We start from the raw sequence: 16,197 nt of genomic DNA on the forward strand, positions 1-16,197 counted from the left end.
GTAGGCATCGTCTACGACTCGCGCACTTTTTTGTTGAAGATGCCCAACTGAAGTGCCCCATGCCTTACTAGGCTGGAGGCTATGTCGCGCATTACAAAGGTCCTCATTGCGAACCGTGGAGAAATTGCCGTTCGTATCATCCGAGCAGCCAGAGACTATGGAATTGGTTCCGTCGCTGTTTACGCTGATCAGGATCGCGATGCGTTACACGCCAAGCTTGCCGACGAGGCATACGCCCTCAATGGAACCACCAGCGCTGAAACCTACCTGGTCATTGACAAGCTGCTTGCCGTTGCACGCAAGTCTGGTGCTAACGCTGTTCACCCCGGATATGGATTCCTTGCCGAAAACGCAGACTTTGCTCGCCGCGTTCAAGATGCAGGTCTGATCTGGATCGGTCCCAGTCCCGAAGCTATTGAGCAACTGGGAGATAAAGTCTCTGCTCGTCACGTGGCAGAAAAAGTGGGCGCTCCTCTTGCCCCAGGAACTATCAACCCTGTTTCTGGCGCGGAAGAAGTTCTCGAGTTCGTTGACATTCACGGACTCCCCGTTGCCATCAAAGCTGCCTTTGGTGGCGGTGGTCGCGGCCTCAAGGTGGCACGCAACCGAGAAGAAGTTGCGGAGCTCTTTGATTCCGCTACCCGTGAAGCCATCGCAGCCTTCGGCCGCGGTGAATGTTTCGTGGAGAAATATCTCGATGAGCCACGTCACGTAGAAACCCAGTGTCTTGCAGATGCTCACGGCAACGTCGTCGTTGTCTCCACACGAGACTGCTCACTCCAGCGTCGCCACCAAAAGCTCGTGGAAGAAGCACCCGCCCCATTCCTCACCCAAGAACAAACTGATGAGCTATACCGTGCATCCAAAGCGATCTTGAAAGAGGTTGGCTACCTCGGAGCCGGCACCTGTGAATTCTTGATTGGTAAGGACGGCACTGTCTCCTTCCTCGAGGTCAACACTCGTCTCCAGGTTGAGCACCCTGTCTCCGAAGAGGTGACAGGAATTGACCTGGTTCGTGAACAGTTCCGCATCGCCGAAGGCGGCGTCCTGGATTACCCAGACCCCGTTGTTACTGGCCACTCTTTCGAGTTTCGCATCAACGGTGAAGATGGTGGGCGCAACTTCCTCCCAGCACCAGGTCCCGTGCACGTCTTCCGCGCCCCTGGCGGTCCTGGTGTTCGCGTTGACTCTGGTGTTACTGCAGGTGATGTGATCTCTGGATCTTTCGACTCGTTGCTTGCCAAGCTGATCGTCACCGGTGCCACCCGTGAGGAAGCTCTCGAGCGTTCGCGCCGTGCACTCGATGAGTTCGAGGTTGCCGGTCTTCCCACCGTGCTTCCGTTCCACCGCAAGATTGTGCGTGATCCCGCTTTTGCTCCAGAGGGTGACAAGCCATTCCAGGTGTACACCCGCTGGATTGAAACTGAATTCGTCAACGACATCGAACCGTGGAGTGGTGAGGCGGAAGAAACCCCCTCGCAGGCAAAGCGCCAACACGTCACCATCGAAGTTGATGACCGTCGTATCGAGGTTTCTCTTCCTGCCAAACTGTTGCGCGCGAATGCAGCAGATTTGGCCACTCAGGGTCCTGCCCCCGTGCGCAAGGTTGCTTCTCACGCAGTCGGTGGCGCCAGCGGTTCCGCAGTGAAAGCCCCCATGCAGGCCACTGTTGTGAAGATCGCCGTCGAAGAAGGACAGAAAGTTGTCAAGGGTGATCTGATTTTGGTTCTTGAGGCCATGAAGATGGAACAGCCCGTTGAAGCACACAAGGACGGCATCATTTCTGGCGTCAACGCCGAGGTGGGCCAGACCGTCTCCAGCGGTCACGTTCTGCTCAACATCGACGACGTCGAGTAACGTTTAACGTTTGCCTCGCTGCTACTTGCGCTCCACTTGGTGGAGTGCACGAGCCGCATCAACGATGCTTCCCGAGATGGACGGGTAAATAGCGAAAGACTTTGCCACATCGTCGACCGTGAGGCGATGCTCCACTGCCAAGGCGATGGGGAAGATCAGCTCCGATGCGCGCGGTGCCACAACCACACCACCAATGACTGTGCGTGAGGTTGTGGTGGTGATGAGCTTAACGAAACCATCACGAATACCCTGCATCTTGGCGCGGGGGTTGGCCGTCAAAGGAAGCTTGTATATCGTGCCTCGAATGATGCCCTGTTCAATCTCTGCTTGGCTCCATCCCACCGAGGCCACCTCAGGCTGAGTGAAGATGTTGGCAGCAACGTTGCGCTCGTCAAAGGGGGTGACAGCATCACCGAGGGCGTGGAAGGCAGCTGTGCGTCCTTGCATCATGGCCACAGACGCTAGCGGCAGTGCTGCAGAGCAGTCCCCCACGCCATAAATGTTTGGCACGCTCGAGCGAGCAACACGGTTGACCACGATGCGCCCTGCGTCATCGAGTTCAACCCCGGCATCTTCAAGACCTAAGTTGGCAGTGTTGGGAATGGAACCCACTGCAATCAAACAGTGGCTTCCTTCGACTGTTCTGCCATCAGCCAAGGTCACGATTACGCCGGTGTCGGTGCGCTCCACACTCTGCATGCGCGCCTTGGACATGAGCGTCATGCCGCGGCGGACAAACACATCTTCCAAAACCGCAGCTGCATCAGCGTCTTCACCAGGAAGCACCGTGTCACGGCTGGAAACCAAGGTGACTTTAGAACCCAATGAGCTGTAGGCAGAAGCAAACTCTGCACCGGTGACACCGGAACCCACCACGATCATGTGTTCGGGAAGCTCGGTGAGGTTATAAAGCTGCGTCCAGGTGAGAATGCGCTCACCGTCTGGTTTCGCAGTTTCCAGCACGCGAGGGCTTGCCCCCACCGACACGATGATGGTGTCTGCTTCAACGCGATCAAAATCTGTTCCGCCAGGTCCGGTTGACGCAATAACCGCATGGGTGCCATCTAGACGGCCATGGCCTGGAATAACGTTCACTCCAGCTTCTTTGAGAGCTAGCTTCATGTCTTCTGAAGTGTCGTGAGCCAAGCTGAGTAAACGCTTGTTGACGGTGGCGAGGTTGATAGCAATCTCAGGCTTTTGAGCTTTCTTATCTTCACCCGTGACGAAGTAGGTCACACCCAGTTCAGAGGAACGCTCGAGCGTTGAGGTGAACTCAGCTGTGGCGATGAGAGTCTTCGAGGGAACAACATCGGTGAGCACGGCGGCGCCACCAATACCGGAGCGTTCAATCAGGGTGACTTCAGCACCCAGCTGTGCTGCAGCGAGAGCTGCCTCATAGCCTCCGGGGCCACCACCCAAAATCGCAATACGCTGCCTACGTTCAAACTCAAAAGACATACGCTCATTCTGCCAGTAGAGGGGCAATAGGCTTTGGTTATGCTCAGCTCTGGTGAGTGGGGTTTCAACCCACTGGAAGATCCCACGCAAAATCCTTCGGATATTGCGAAACAGGCTGCGTTCGAAATTGCGGTCGCTACCGGTATTGGCCACCACGATATTGCCTTGACACTCGGTTCGGGTTGGGGCGTAGTAGTCGAGCTCATCGGCAAAACAACCGAGGAGATCCCTGCCGAAGAAATCACCGGCTTTAGTGCTTCAGGGATTGCTGGACACTTAGGAACAATTCGCAGCGTTCTCCTTCCGAACAACAAACGTGCGTTGGTTATTGGAGCCAGAACTCATTTGTATGAGGGCACAGGCCGTCACGGTTTTGTCCGCCGCGTGGTGCACAGCGTTCGCACTGCAGCAGCAACAGGCGCCACCACCATGATTCTTACCAGTGGTGTGGGCGGAATACGCCCTGCCTGGAAGCCTGGAACGCCAGTGCTCATCAAAGACCATCTCAACCTGACAGGGACCACCCCTGTTGAGGGAGCCGAGTATCTCGACCTCACTGAGGTCTACAGTTCTCGCCTGCGCGATATTGCCCTCAGCGTCGACCCGTCATTGGGCCAGGGTGTGCTGGCGCAGGTTCCAGGACCTCAATACGAGACTCCCGCCGAGGTGCAGATGCTGCGTGGTTTAGGTGCGGATCTCGTCGGAATGTCAATTGCCTTAGAGGCAATCGCAGCACGACAGACAGGCATGGATGTCCTGGGGCTCTCACTCGTGACAAACCTTGCTGCCGGTATTTCTGACCACCCTCTGTCTCACAAAGAAGTTCTCGAGACCGGCGCGGCAGCAGAACCCGTCATCGGCAAGCTTCTTTCGCAGATTATGCAGAAGATCTAGCGAGAGTTCTGCACCGCTTCAATAAAACCCTCAGTTATGGCATCGGCGAGCGCTTCGCGGTCCTCCAGCGGCACGAAGGCAGAAGCAGCAGCATTCTGCTGGAATGCTTCCAGGTCACTGAGCCCATAAGAGAACGCGTCGGCAACGAGCCAGAGTTCTTTAGACAGGGTTGTTCCACTTTGGAGACGGTTGTCGGTGTTGACGGTGACGGTCATTCCCAGTTGATACAGCAGATCAAAGGGGTGATCGAGAATGTCTGTTCCCCAAGCTGCGATAGCACCGGTTTGCAAGTTTGAGCTGGGGCTGAGCTCTAGTGTGATGCCGCGATCTTTGACCCATTGTGAAAGGGTGCCCAGGGTGACGAAAGTGGCCTCAGCATCCGATCCGTCAATGGTGATGTCTTCTGCCAGGCGCACGCCGTGCCCAAGACGCAGTGCACGACCGTCATAGAGTGCACTTTCGATACTAGGTAGACCATCTGCTTCGCCAGCGTGGATAGTGACGGGGAAGTGTTCCTGAGCTAGATAGTCAAAGGCAGCCTTGTGCTTGGATGCAGGGAATCCGAGTTCAGCGCCAGCAATATCGAAACCAACTACTCCGTTGTTGCGGTGGCGCACGGCTAGTTGTGCAATCTCGAGCGAACGATCTGCGTGACGCATGGCTGTCACCAACTGTCCAATGCGTATTGACTGACCCTGGGCGGCGGCATCAACGATGCCCTGCTCAATACCCTCTTGGACATACTCGACGACCTGATCAAGCGTGAGGCCAGCGGTGAGGTGTTGTTCAGGAGCCCAGCGGAGCTCTCCATAGATCACACCATCTCGTGCCAGGTCAATCACGGACTCTCGTGCAACGCGTGTGAGACCCTCGCGAGTTTGCATCACAGCACAGGTCAGATCAAAGGTCTTCAAATACTCAACGAGGGAACCAGAGTTGGATTGCTCAGCAAACCACTCGCCTAACCCTTCGGAATCCAGTACAGGCACGTCAATGCCATCAGCTTCAGCAAGTTCAATGATGGTTTCTGGTCGAAGTGAACCATCAAGGTGATCATGAAGTGAAACTTTGGGAAGTGTGGTGACGTCAACACCGTCCACGAGAAATGAGCTGGTCATAAATTCTTTCTTTGTCTTTTATAGAACGTCATCTCGACCGGAGATGCGCAGCGCGTCAACGACCGACTTCACTTTTTGAGCATTTGCTGTGGTGGTGACCAACAGTGCATCTGGGGTGTCCACGACCACGATGTCCTTGACGCCCACCAGTGCAATGGTGCGACCGGTGTCTGTAATCAGGATTCCCGAGGAGGCATCCGAGAGCACTCGGGCTCCTTCACCCAAGATGGCAAGGTCTTTTTTGTATCCACTGGAGTGCAACTTGGCGATCGAGGCAAAGTCTCCCACGTCATCCCAATCAAACTCTCCGGGAATAACGACGAGCTTGCCGGCAGCAGCGGCTGGTTCGGCAACTGCGTAGTCGATGGCAATCTTTTTGAGCGTGGGCCAAATCTTGTCTACGGCTGGTCCACGCTTGGCGTGGTCGTCCCACACCTCAGCGAGCGCAATGATGCCTGCGTGTAGCTCAGGCTGGGTCTTTGCCAGTTCTTCCAACAGCACAGAGGCCTTGGTGATGAACATGCCCGCGTTCCACAGGTAGTCCCCGCTGTTGACGTACTCCTCAGCGGTGTGGGCGTTGGGCTTTTCTACGAAGGAATCCACTTTCAGCGCTGATGGAGCACCCTCGAGCTCAGTTTCTTCCGTTGCGTGGATATAGCCAAAACCAATGGCGGGCTCGGTAGGGACGATGCCGATAGTAGCGATGTAGCCGGCGCGGGCTGCTTCAACAGCCTCGGCAACGGCCATGTTGAAGAATCGTGTTCCCTTGATGACGTGGTCGGCAGCGAACGATCCGATGATGACGCCGGGTTCACGCTTTTCCAAAATGGCTGCTGCTAAACCGATAGCGGCAGAGGAGTCACGGGGCTCACTTTCGAGCACCACGTTGAGATCGGCTAGTTCTGGAAGCTGTTCTTCGACAGCTGCGCGGTGGGCACGACCGGTAACAACCATGACGCGCTGTTCCCCGGCAAGTGGAGTCAAACGATCCCATGTGTCTTTGAGCAAAGAGCTACCTGAACCTGTGAGGTCATGCAGGAACTTGGGCGCATCTGCCCTAGAGAGTGGCCACAGGCGCGAACCTATTCCACCGGCCGGAATAACCGCGTAGAAGTCGCTCAGTGGGGTCGATAGTCGTGCCATGAGACCAGACTATCGGGCGTAAAGTTATGAGCAGTTATTGCCCACAACCAAGGAGGGTTGTTCGTGTCTACGATCTCGGCACCACGCTCTGAAAAAATGCCCCGCCCAGGTGGCACGCTGTACCGCGGCTACACCGGCATGTGGTCTTGGGTTTTGCACCGAATTACCGGTGTTGCCATCTTCTTCTTCTTGCTCGTCCACATCCTGGACACTGCACTTGTCCGCGTGAGCCCTGAGGCTTACAACGCTGTGATGAGCACCTATAAGAACCCCCTCATGGGTCTAGGCGAAGCAGTTCTCGTGGGAGCTATCGTCTTCCACGCTCTGAACGGTTTGCGCATCATCTTGGTGGACTTCTGGAGCAAGGGCGTCAAGTACCAGCGCTACATGTTCTGGGGAGTCATTGGTGTGTGGGTGGTTCTCATGGCTGGATTCTTGCCACGCCACCTCATGAACGTCTTTAGCGAAGGGCACTAATCATGACGACTATTGCTGAACCTCGTTCTCCTTACGCACGCTCTCCCCGCTCTGGCACCAACTGGGAAAAGTGGGGCTGGGTCTACATGCGCGCCTCGGGCGTGATTCTTGTTGTCCTCATCTTTGGTCACCTGTTTGTCAACCTCATGGTTGGTGAAGGTGTCAAGGCCATTGACTTTGCTTTCGTCGCTGGAAAGTGGGCCACCCCCTTCTGGCAGTGGTGGGACCTAGCCATGCTGTGGCTTGCACTGATTCACGGTGCAAACGGTATGCGCACAATTGTCAATGACTACTCAAGCTCGGTGCGCTTGGGCAAGATTCTCCGCGGAGCAATCTATGCCTCTGCCGTCATTCTCATCATTTTGGGCACGCTGGTGATCTTCACCTTCGATCCTTGCCCTTCGGTCAGTCCAGATCAGCTCGACTTGCTGCCCTCGTTCTGCCCACCCCAGTAATTCTTTAGATCACACCTACATACGGAGTTTCACTCGTGGCAACTAAGAGCAACGACACATACGAAGAAACCAAACTCATCGATGGCGTCTACTACCACCAGCACGATGTTGTCATCGTGGGTGCTGGTGGTGCCGGTATGCGTGCGGCGATCGAGGCAGGCCCCAACGCTCGCACCGCCGTGATCAGCAAGCTCTACCCCACCCGTTCGCACACTGGTGCTGCACAGGGCGGTATGGCTGCAGCGCTGGCGAACGTGGAAGAGGACAGCTGGGAATGGCACACCTTCGACACCGTCAAGGGTGGCGACTACCTGGTTGACCAAGATGCTGCAGAGATTCTTGCCAAAGAAGCTATTGACGCGGTTATCGACCTCGAAAACATGGGTCTTCCCTTCAACCGCACACCCGATGGCAAGATCGATCAGCGTCGTTTCGGTGGCCACACTCGTGACCACGGTAAGGCTCCTGTGCGTCGCTCCTGCTACGCAGCAGACCGCACCGGTCACATGATTTTGCAGACCCTTTTCCAGAACTGCGTCAAGCTCGGCATCGAATTCTTCAACGAGTTCTATGTTCTTGACCTGGTCATGACCAAGGTCAAGGGCAAGCAGGTTCCTGCCGGTGTCGTTGCTTATGAACTGGCAACTGGTGACCTGCACGTGTTCCAAGGCAAGTCCATCGTCTTTGCCACTGGTGGTTTCGGAAAGATCTACAAGACCACCTCGAACGCTCACACCCTCACCGGCGATGGCGTTGGCATCATTTGGCGCAAGGGTATTCCGCTCGAGGACATGGAGTTCTTCCAGTTCCACCCCACCGGCCTCGCTGGCCTGGGCATCCTCTTGACTGAGGGTGCTCGTGGTGAAGGTGCCATCTTGCGTAACGCATCTGGTGAGCGCTTCATGGAGCGTTACGCTCCCACCATCAAAGACCTCGCTCCTCGTGACATCGTCTCGCGTTGCATGGTTCAGGAAGTGGCTGAAGGACGCGGCGCTGGCCCCAACAAGGACTATGTTCTCCTGGACTGCACCCACCTGGGTGCTGAGGTTCTCGAAACCAAGCTTCCAGACATCACCGAGTTTGCTCGCACCTACCTGGGTGTCGACCCCGTTGTTGAGCCCGTGCCCGTGATGCCAACAGCTCACTACGCCATGGGTGGTATCCCCACCAACATCAAGGCAGAGGTACTCTCCGACAACGACACTGTTATTCCTGGCCTCTACGCAGCCGGTGAATGTGCCTGTGTTTCTGTTCACGGATCAAACCGTTTGGGAACTAACTCCCTGCTCGATATCAACGTCTTCGGAAAGCGCGCTGGAAAGTACGCCGTCGAATACGCCAAGAAGGCAGACTTTGTTCCACTTCCTAAGGACCCTGCAGGTCCTGTGCGCGAGATGATCGAAAGCATCCGCAACGCCAATGGCACTCAGCGTGTTCCTGCACTGCGTAAAGAGCTGCAGGAAGAGATGGACAAGAACGCTCAGGTATTCCGCACCGAAGACTCACTCAAGTCGGTCACCAAGACCATTGAGAAGCTACGCGAGGAATACAAGAACATTTCCATCCACGACAAGGGCAAGCGTTACAACACCGACCTACTCGAAGCTGTTGAGCTGGGCTTCCTGCTCGATCTGGCCGAGGTCGTTGTCTACTCCGCTCGTAATCGTAAGGAAAGCCGCGGTGGCCACATGCGCGACGACTTCCCGAACCGCGACGACAAGAAGTTCATGAAGCACACCATGGCGTACCTCACCGGTGACGCCACCAGTGACGACGCTGGCGATCACATCAAGCTTGATTGGAAGCCTGTTGTTATCACCAACTACCAGCCCATGGAAAGGAAGTACTAAGAATGGCTACCGCAGTCGCAACACAGGCAGCAGTACCCGAGGTACAGGCCTTCAACATCACCCTGATTATTCGTCGCTTCCTTCCCGAAGTAGATGAAGAGGCTCGTTGGGAATCCTTCGACGTAGAGGTCTACTCAACTGACCGTATCCTTGATGCTCTTCACAAGATCAAGTGGGATCAGGATGGTTCGCTCTCTTTCCGTCGTTCCTGTGCTCACGGTATTTGTGGCTCTGATGCAATGCGTATCAACGGACGCAACCGTCTTGCCTGCAAGACCTTGATCAAAGACCTGGACATTACCCAGCCCATCTACGTTGAAGCCATCAAGGGCCTGCCCCTCGAGAAGGACCTCATCGTTGACATGGAGCCATTCTTCGCTGCATACCGCGAAGTTAAGCCCTTCCTCATCTCTAACACCACCCCTGAGGCTGGTAAGGAACGTCGCCAGAGCATTGAAGACCGCGAGCGCTTCGATGACACCACGAAGTGCATCTTGTGTGCAGCTTGCACCACAAGCTGCCCCGTGTTCTGGACTGACGGTCAGTACTTTGGTCCTGCCGCCATCGTGAATGCACACCGCTTCATCTTTGACTCTCGTGATGATGCTGCCGAGGTTCGCCTCGACATTCTCAACGACAAAGAGGGCGTGTGGCGTTGCCGCACCACCTTCAACTGCACCGATGCATGCCCTCGTGGCATTCAGGTTACGCAGGCGATTGCGGATGTCAAGCAGGCAGTATTGCGTGGACGTCCTTAGGGCGTAAAGCATCTTCACGGTAGGGAAAAACCCTCTTTATCGTGCAATAATCAGGAGCTTTGTTTCCTTCTTGATTGGCATACCTCATGCGCAAAATCCTTGCAGCGCTGCTTTCTGTGTTTCTGCTGGTTTTCATTACCACCCCTGCCCAGGCGGTTTCTGGCACCTGGTCTAACCCAGTAGTTGTTTCACCTACTCCCTTTGGAAATAGTGTTCAAGTTGGGCTAGACATCGCCCCTGATGGGAACGGGAATCTTTTCTCAGTTTGGAACCAAACAGACGGCAGTTTCCAACGAGTATGGATTAGCAAATCCTCTAATCATGGGACTTCGTGGTCAACTCCCACTGCGATTTCTCCTGCTAATCAAAATTCAACCCAAGCAGTAATTACTATCGATAAAGCAAACACAATTTACGTTGCTTGGTACAGCACCAATGGGTCATTTGACAAGATTCAAACCAGTAAATCCAGTAATGCTGGTGCATCTTGGAGCACTCCTATTGATCTTTCTTCCAACGCGGATCTCAACAGAAGGCCTGTAATTGCTAGTCATGGAACGGGCACAGTTACTGTTGCTTGGCGAACGATTGATAATGGAGTAAGCAGCGACATTCTTTCTAGCACAACAACAAATTCGGGTGCTTCGTGGTCTTCTGAAGTGGCTGCATCAACAAGTGGAAACTCAATTTATAATCAAAACCCATCCTTGAACTACAGTCCAACAGGTGTGGCATTTCTTTCTTGGGTTCAAGAAGACGCATCCCAAAATGTTTTTGCTCAAATTTCATCTAAGAGTGGAAACACATGGTCAAACCCAACAACTTTCACAGGGCAAGGAACAGCTTCGACACCTTCCGTGGCATTTGGCGCATCCAATACAGTTACTGCATCGTGGGCCTATGCGGACGGAGTTGATGTAAGGGTTCTAACAAAAAGTTCAACCGATAACGGAGCTTCCTGGTCTGCTCCTCGTACTGTTGCCATAGCAAATATATTATTGTGTGACTGCTCCGCCCAGGTTGTTTCAACTCCCACAGGCGTATCAACTATCGTCTACAGTTTCGGTGAAGTTGTTGAATCGAGCACATCACATGACAACGGAGTGTCGTGGTCTACCCCAACACTTGTTTCAGACCAGTCCAGCCAAGACATATTTGATTTCGACGTTGTGATGGATACAAATGGCAATATTGCTGCTACTTGGAGTGAATACAGTGTTGGATCTCAGGTTAACTTTGTTAGTGTAAACACCTCTGAAGATAACGGAATTACATGGGATGTTCCTGACATATTGTCAGACCCAAACCTCACCTTCAGCGCAGATAACCCAAGAATTGCTGTCGACTCGGCCGGATATCTCATTGTGAATTTTGTTCAACAAATTTCTGCTACACCCCATTTGGTTATCCAAAGCTCAAACGTATTCTGGGCGACTCCAAATACACCAAGTCCCGATAATGGCGGGGGGTCTGAACTCGCCAGAACAGGTAGTGATTTCACTCTTTACTTCGCAGGAATAATGACAATCCTTTTAGGCATTGGACTTATTCAACTTCGACGCAAAGCATGACAAAAAAGACCCGGCTTTTTCCAAAGCCGGGTCTTTTGTATTTCTGCAGGTCGTCTCCCCTGCAGAAGCTTTATTCGCTGCCGAGCTTGCGTGCTTGTGCTGCTGTTCGACCATTCAGTGCTCGAGTCGCACGCGCCTGAGCTTCTTCTAAGGTCACCGTCAACAGCGCAGCACGAACATCAGCAAGTGCAGCTGGAGTCATGCTCAAGGTGGTGACACCCAAACCAACAAGCACGATGGCCAGGTTGGGATCTGCTGCTGCTTCGCCACAGACGCCAACAGGTTTGCCCGTTTCTTTGCCGGCGTCACCGAGCTGCTTGATTAATCGAAGCACTGCAGGGTGCCATGGGTCTTGGTAGGAACCTACCGAGCCGAGCATGCGGTCAGCTGCCATGGTGTACTGCGTGAGGTCATTAGTACCAATGCTGACGAAGTCTGCAGACTCCAAGACCTGGTCAGCGACCAAGGCTAAGGAAGGAACTTCAGCCATCACACCTGGAACACGCAGTCCCAGTTCACGGCACAGCCCAACGAAGTAGTCGGTCTCCTCCGCATCGGCAACCATGGGTGCCATGACCCACAAATCTGCTTCTGTTTTGTTTTGAGCGTTGACCAATGCAGTGAGTTGATCGCGAAGAATGTTCTCTTTCACACGCAGGGCACGAAGACCACGAAGTCCCAGTGCTGGGTTTTCTTCTTTGTCTGCGTTGAGGAATGCCAAGGGCTTATCTGCTCCAGCATCCAGTGCACGAACAACAACCTTCTTGCCCGGGAATGCTTCAAGAAGTTCAGTGTATTGGGCTTCCTGTTCGGCAACGGTAGGTGCAGTTTGAGAATCAAGGAAGAGGAACTCTGTGCGGAACAGGCCAACACCTTCAGCACCTAGAGCAATTGCTCCAGCTGCTTCTTTGGGAGAGCCCAAGTTAGCCAGCAGTGGAACCTTGTGTCCATCCTTGAGGGCTCCATCAGTAATGGGAGCGTTAGATGCCTCCAGCCATTCGGCACGCTTGATTAATGCCGCCTCAACTTCTGCCTGGCTCACACCCGCAGTGATGGTGGAGGTTCCCGCATTGACGACAACGAGAGTGTCGTCAGAAAGTTCTTCAGCGCCGGCGCCCACACCCACGATGGCGGGAATAGATTTTGCTCGAGCAAGGATGGCGGTGTGCGAGGTGGGACCACCATCACGCGTGACGAGGGCATACACCTTGGTGAAGTCCAGCAGTGCTGTGTCGGCAGGGGCGAGGTCATGAGCGACAAGAATGAAAGGCTCGTCGGATTCGGGAACACCCGGTGCTGGAACTCCACGCAGCGAGGCAATCACACGTTGAGCCACATCAGCTAAGTCAGCAGCGCGTTCTCCCATGTAGCCGCCCATGCTTTCGAGCATTTTCTGGAATGAAGAGAACGCATCGAAAACGGCACGTTCTGCGGTTTTGCCCGATTCGATCCGCTTGGCAATATCTTTTGCCAATGCTGGGTCGCCCGCCATCAATGCTTGGGCGTCAAGAACATCCTTGGCTTCGCCACCGGCTTTGACGCCCCGCTCACGCAACCACTGTCCTACTTCAGCAAGAGAGTGTTGTGCGGCGGCAATTTCTGTTTCAGCATCTGCGGTGCGCTGGATATCAGCTGGCTCTGCCAATGGCTCGGGCATCCGTTTGATGGGGCCTGCGGCAATGCCGCGTCCGACGCCAATTCCGGTGAGCTCCATTGCTGCTCCTACTGATCAAGAGGGATAAAGACCTTAGTTGTCACCCTCAAGCATTAAGGATAACGAGGCACGTCGTGCCAAATAATGTGGGCGGCCCACACAAAAACGGGCACAAACACAACGATACCCCCGTTTTAGGTTGACAAACAAGTGGAATCGGGAGTAAAAAAAGATAAACAAACATTTCTGTTGGTTTTCTGACAGAAATATCACGACGACGGAGTCCCATGTACGCACCTGAACGCCACCAGGCCATTTTGGCCAAGGCGCGTCACGCAGGTCGTGTGGAAGTCCGCACTCTCGCGGAAGAACTCGATGTCACTCCAGAAACTATTCGTCGTGATCTCACTGTCCTAGAACGACGTGGCCTCTTGCACCGTGCACACGGTGGGGCTATCCCCGTCGACCGCCTCAGTGTTGAACCTGACGTTACCTATCGCGAAGGTGTTCTCTCCGCAGAGAAAGAACGCATTGCGCGGATGGCTCTCTCTGAGGTTCCCGCAGGCGGATCCATCATCCTGGACGCCGGAACAACTACAGCACGCCTTGCTGCATTATTGCCCCAAGACATTGAGCTCACAGTTGTTACCAACTCCATCCCCATTGCTGCTGTTCTGGCCACCCGCCCCAACATTCAGCTTCATCTCCTTGGCGGACACGTCCGCCCCATCACGTTGGCCATGGTGGGCTCCTGGCCTGAAGACGCTTTGAAGTCCCTCTCCGTTGATGTTGCTTTCTTAGGCATCAATGGCCTCACCCCAGAACGCGGACTCACCACTCCTGATTTGGAAGAAGCCCGCATCAAGAGTGCATTCGTCGATGCAGCGCGACGCACCGTCGTGCTTGCTGACCACACCAAGTTTGGCCGCGAAGACTTTGGTCATGTTGCACCAATGAGTCGTATTGACACGGTCATCACCGATAGCGACATCGACCACGAGCACTTGCTTGAAATTGAGATGTCCGGCCCTGATGTGGTGGTGGCATGATCATCACTGTGACCGCTAACCCCAGTCTGGATCTCACCCTCGAGGTTGAGAAGTTCGAGCAGGGTGAAGTCAACCGTTCAACCAGCAAGCACAAAGACCCCGCGGGCAAAGGAATTAACGTTTCTCGCGCTCTGCACAAAAACGGCGTCGACACTGCCGCCGTTTTCCCTGCAGATGCCTCTGTGGGTGTCTGGATTGAAAAGGCCCTCACTGAATCAGGAATCCAAACCATCACGACTCGTATCACCGATGAGGTTCGCCAGAACATCACCATCGTTGATGCTCAGGGCGACACCACAAAGATTAATGAGACAGGCCCCCTACTCAGCGCCGACGAAGTCTCATCACTTCTGGCCCAGATTGCTGGCCTACTTGAGACCCAACCAGAATGGCTCGTTGCTGCAGGAAGTTTGCCTCCAGGTCTTGATGGATCCTTCTACGTTGCTCTCGGCAAACTCGCTCATGAGCACGGTGTTCGTTTTGCTGTCGATAGTTCCGGCTCTGCTTTCAAAGATGTAGCACACGCGGGTGTTGCTGATGTGATGAAACCCAACCACGAAGAGTTAGAAGAATTAGCTGGCCGTGAACTTCCCACCGTCGGGGATGTTGTTGATTTTGCTAAGTCCATGCTCGGTAACCCCAGCGCCGCAATCGTGGTGAGCCTCGGAGAAAACGGAGCACTTCTGGTCAACAACCGGGGAAGCATCTGGGCCGGTCACGAGCCTGTCAGTCCAGAGAGCACAGTCGGTGCCGGAGACAGCACCCTCGCCGGTTACCTCAGTGCTGATGTCTCGCTTTCCGAAGAGGATTCTGAGTCTGAGTCTGGCGATATTGCTCGGATTTCAACTGCTGTGGCATGGGGCTCGGCTGCCGTTCAATTGCCTGCCACCACGGTTCCAGGTCCAAAAGACATTACTATTACGGCAGTTCACACTGTTGTTAACCCAGAACCACAAACCGCAATTAAGGAGCTCCACGTATGAGTGCACTAACGACCGAGGACATCGTCATCGTTGGTCTAGAAGCAGAGACCAAGGAAGACGCAACGCGTCAGCTAGCTGTGAAGCTCGCTAATGACGGACGTGTAACAGATCTCGATGGTTTCCTCGCCGATGTTCGCGCACGTGAGGAACAGATGGCGACCGGTCTTCCCGGTGGAATCGGTATCCCTCACGCACGTTCAGCTCACGTCACGGTTCCTTCAGTTGCTGTGGCAACCAGCGTTGACGGCGTGAACTTTGGCGCTGCCGACGGTCCCGCACACCTCATCTTCTTGATCGCTGCACCAGATGGTGCAGATGACAAGCATCTCCACATCCTCGCTGCACTTGCTCGCAAGCTCGTGCACGAAGACTTCCGTCAATCACTGCGCGACGCTAACTCCGGCGCCGAGATCGCAGAGATTATCACCCGAGAGGTACAGCAATAATGACCAAAATTGTCGCAGTAACATCCTGCATCACCGGTATTGCCCACACCTACATGGCAGCTGAAGCTCTCGAGCAGGCAGCCAAGAAGGCTGGCTACGAGATCACTGTAGAAACCCAGGGTTCTGCAGGTTCATCCCCCATGAAGCAATCCACCATCGACGAAGCGGACGTTGTCATCTTCGCCACCGATCTTGAGGTCAAGGACCGTTCACGTTTCAACGGCAAGCCTTTCCTTCAGATTGGCGTGAGCAAGGCTCTTGCAGACGCAGACAACGTCGTTGCTCAGGCTGTTTCATCCATCGCCACCCTCCCCAAGGATGGCGGAGCTGCACCCGCAGCACCGAAAGCTGCTCCTGCAGCCGAAAAAGCACCCAAAAAGGACTCCGGCGACAAGCCTGGGTTCTTCGGTCGCCTCTTCGGAAGCAAGTAGTAGATTCCCCACAGAGTTCCTGCTGAGACGGCAGGTTCAGTAACACCAATAAA

At 54.5% G+C, this 16,197-nt stretch carries 15 protein-coding genes; 11 read left to right on the top strand and 4 right to left on the bottom strand.

The features are described 5' to 3' along the window. The first annotated feature begins 81 nt into the window (after positions 1-81). On the top strand, positions 82-1,857 hold the full coding sequence (locus AINA4_RS06360; RefSeq protein ID WP_281786615.1) for a biotin carboxylase N-terminal domain-containing protein: 1,776 nt from the start codon (positions 82-84) through the stop codon (positions 1,855-1,857). Between the two features lie 21 nt (positions 1,858-1,878). Here AINA4_RS06360 and AINA4_RS06365 read toward each other — a convergent pair whose 3' ends face one another. Further along, the gene (locus AINA4_RS06365; RefSeq protein WP_281786616.1) at positions 1,879-3,315 is read right to left on the bottom strand and encodes an NAD(P)H-quinone dehydrogenase; all 1,437 of its coding nucleotides are present in this window, start codon (positions 3,313-3,315) and stop codon (positions 1,879-1,881) included. Positions 3,316-3,354: 39 nt separating this feature from the next. Here AINA4_RS06365 and AINA4_RS06370 point away from each other — a divergent pair, with 39 nt between their 5' ends. Beyond that, positions 3,355-4,209, top strand: a complete 855-nt coding sequence (locus AINA4_RS06370; protein WP_281786617.1) for a purine-nucleoside phosphorylase — start codon at positions 3,355-3,357, stop codon at positions 4,207-4,209. Here AINA4_RS06370 and AINA4_RS06375 read toward each other — a convergent pair. Then, a complete protein-coding gene (locus AINA4_RS06375) occupies positions 4,206-5,327 on the bottom strand; it encodes an adenosine deaminase (RefSeq protein WP_281786618.1) in 1,122 nt (373 codons plus the stop codon). The two genes, AINA4_RS06370 and AINA4_RS06375, sit on opposite strands and share 4 nt — an antisense overlap. An 18-nt stretch (positions 5,328-5,345) precedes the next feature. After that, the gene (locus AINA4_RS06380) at positions 5,346-6,470 is read right to left on the bottom strand and encodes a sugar phosphate nucleotidyltransferase (RefSeq protein WP_281786619.1); all 1,125 of its coding nucleotides are present in this window, start codon (positions 6,468-6,470) and stop codon (positions 5,346-5,348) included. Positions 6,471-6,566: 96 nt separating this feature from the next. Between AINA4_RS06380 and sdhC the strand changes: the two genes are divergently transcribed. From sdhC to AINA4_RS06405, 5 genes are all read left to right on the top strand, one after another. Beyond that, positions 6,567-6,947, top strand: coding sequence for a succinate dehydrogenase, cytochrome b556 subunit (gene sdhC, locus AINA4_RS06385; protein WP_096383347.1), 381 nt, complete (start codon positions 6,567-6,569; stop codon positions 6,945-6,947). Between the two features lie 2 nt (positions 6,948-6,949). Next, on the top strand, positions 6,950-7,402 hold the full coding sequence (locus tag AINA4_RS06390) for a succinate dehydrogenase hydrophobic membrane anchor subunit (RefSeq protein WP_281786620.1): 453 nt from the start codon (positions 6,950-6,952) through the stop codon (positions 7,400-7,402). Positions 7,403-7,437: 35 nt separating this feature from the next. Beyond that, a complete protein-coding gene (gene sdhA / locus AINA4_RS06395; protein WP_096380147.1) occupies positions 7,438-9,252 on the top strand; it encodes a succinate dehydrogenase flavoprotein subunit in 1,815 nt (604 codons plus the stop codon). A gap of 2 nt (positions 9,253-9,254) precedes the next feature. Continuing rightward, complete coding sequence (locus AINA4_RS06400) at positions 9,255-10,010, top strand: succinate dehydrogenase iron-sulfur subunit (RefSeq protein ID WP_281786621.1); 756 nt, start codon at positions 9,255-9,257, stop codon at positions 10,008-10,010. An 86-nt stretch (positions 10,011-10,096) separates the two neighbouring features. After that, a complete protein-coding gene (locus tag AINA4_RS06405; protein WP_281786622.1) occupies positions 10,097-11,581 on the top strand; it encodes a sialidase family protein in 1,485 nt (494 codons plus the stop codon). Between the two features lie 70 nt (positions 11,582-11,651). Here AINA4_RS06405 and ptsP read toward each other — a convergent pair whose 3' ends face one another. Beyond that, on the bottom strand, positions 11,652-13,295 hold the full coding sequence (gene ptsP, locus AINA4_RS06410; RefSeq protein WP_281786623.1) for a phosphoenolpyruvate--protein phosphotransferase: 1,644 nt from the start codon (positions 13,293-13,295) through the stop codon (positions 11,652-11,654). Between the two features lie 227 nt (positions 13,296-13,522). Between ptsP and AINA4_RS06415 the strand changes: the two genes are divergently transcribed. From AINA4_RS06415 to AINA4_RS06430, 4 genes are read left to right on the top strand one after another with little or no spacing between them, the layout of a single operon-like run. Next, complete coding sequence (locus tag AINA4_RS06415) at positions 13,523-14,284, top strand: DeoR/GlpR family DNA-binding transcription regulator (RefSeq protein ID WP_281640458.1); 762 nt, start codon at positions 13,523-13,525, stop codon at positions 14,282-14,284. Beyond that, positions 14,281-15,267, top strand: coding sequence for a 1-phosphofructokinase family hexose kinase (locus AINA4_RS06420; protein ID WP_281786624.1), 987 nt, complete (start codon positions 14,281-14,283; stop codon positions 15,265-15,267). The genes AINA4_RS06415 and AINA4_RS06420 overlap by 4 nt, the downstream gene beginning before the upstream one ends. Next, entirely contained in the window at positions 15,264-15,713 is a 450-nt protein-coding gene (locus tag AINA4_RS06425) for a PTS sugar transporter subunit IIA (RefSeq protein WP_281786625.1), read from the top strand. The genes AINA4_RS06420 and AINA4_RS06425 overlap by 4 nt, the downstream gene beginning before the upstream one ends. Next, positions 15,713-16,144 carry a PTS fructose transporter subunit IIB gene (locus tag AINA4_RS06430; protein WP_096380126.1) on the top strand — a complete coding sequence of 144 codons (432 nt, stop codon included), beginning with the start codon at positions 15,713-15,715 and terminating at the stop codon, positions 16,142-16,144. The genes AINA4_RS06425 and AINA4_RS06430 overlap by 1 nt, the downstream gene beginning before the upstream one ends. The last annotated feature ends 53 nt before the right edge of the window (positions 16,145-16,197 follow it).

Source organism: Aurantimicrobium sp. INA4 (assembly GCF_027924525.1).
In the GTDB taxonomy this organism is placed as follows: domain Bacteria; phylum Actinomycetota; class Actinomycetes; order Actinomycetales; family Microbacteriaceae; genus Aurantimicrobium.

Bases quoted from the DNA above. Each gene is read 5' to 3' on its own strand.
- AINA4_RS06375 (WP_281786618.1), bottom strand. From the start codon at position 5,327: ATGACCAGCTCATTTCTCGTGGACGGTGTTGACGTCACCACACTTCCC.
- AINA4_RS06425 (WP_281786625.1), top strand. From the start codon at position 15,264: ATGAGTGCACTAACGACCGAGGACATCGTCATCGTTGGTCTAGAAGCA.
- AINA4_RS06370 (WP_281786617.1), top strand. From the start codon at position 3,355: ATGCTCAGCTCTGGTGAGTGGGGTTTCAACCCACTGGAAGATCCCACG.
- AINA4_RS06420 (WP_281786624.1), top strand. From the start codon at position 14,281: ATGATCATCACTGTGACCGCTAACCCCAGTCTGGATCTCACCCTCGAG.
- ptsP (WP_281786623.1), bottom strand. From the start codon at position 13,295: ATGGAGCTCACCGGAATTGGCGTCGGACGCGGCATTGCCGCAGGCCCC.
- AINA4_RS06400 (WP_281786621.1), top strand. From the start codon at position 9,255: ATGGCTACCGCAGTCGCAACACAGGCAGCAGTACCCGAGGTACAGGCC.
- AINA4_RS06415 (WP_281640458.1), top strand. From the start codon at position 13,523: ATGTACGCACCTGAACGCCACCAGGCCATTTTGGCCAAGGCGCGTCAC.
- AINA4_RS06380 (WP_281786619.1), bottom strand. From the start codon at position 6,470: ATGGCACGACTATCGACCCCACTGAGCGACTTCTACGCGGTTATTCCG.
- AINA4_RS06360 (WP_281786615.1), top strand. From the start codon at position 82: ATGTCGCGCATTACAAAGGTCCTCATTGCGAACCGTGGAGAAATTGCC.
- AINA4_RS06405 (WP_281786622.1), top strand. From the start codon at position 10,097: ATGCGCAAAATCCTTGCAGCGCTGCTTTCTGTGTTTCTGCTGGTTTTC.
- sdhC (WP_096383347.1), top strand. From the start codon at position 6,567: ATGCCCCGCCCAGGTGGCACGCTGTACCGCGGCTACACCGGCATGTGG.
- AINA4_RS06390 (WP_281786620.1), top strand. From the start codon at position 6,950: ATGACGACTATTGCTGAACCTCGTTCTCCTTACGCACGCTCTCCCCGC.
- AINA4_RS06365 (WP_281786616.1), bottom strand. From the start codon at position 3,315: ATGTCTTTTGAGTTTGAACGTAGGCAGCGTATTGCGATTTTGGGTGGT.
- AINA4_RS06430 (WP_096380126.1), top strand. From the start codon at position 15,713: ATGACCAAAATTGTCGCAGTAACATCCTGCATCACCGGTATTGCCCAC.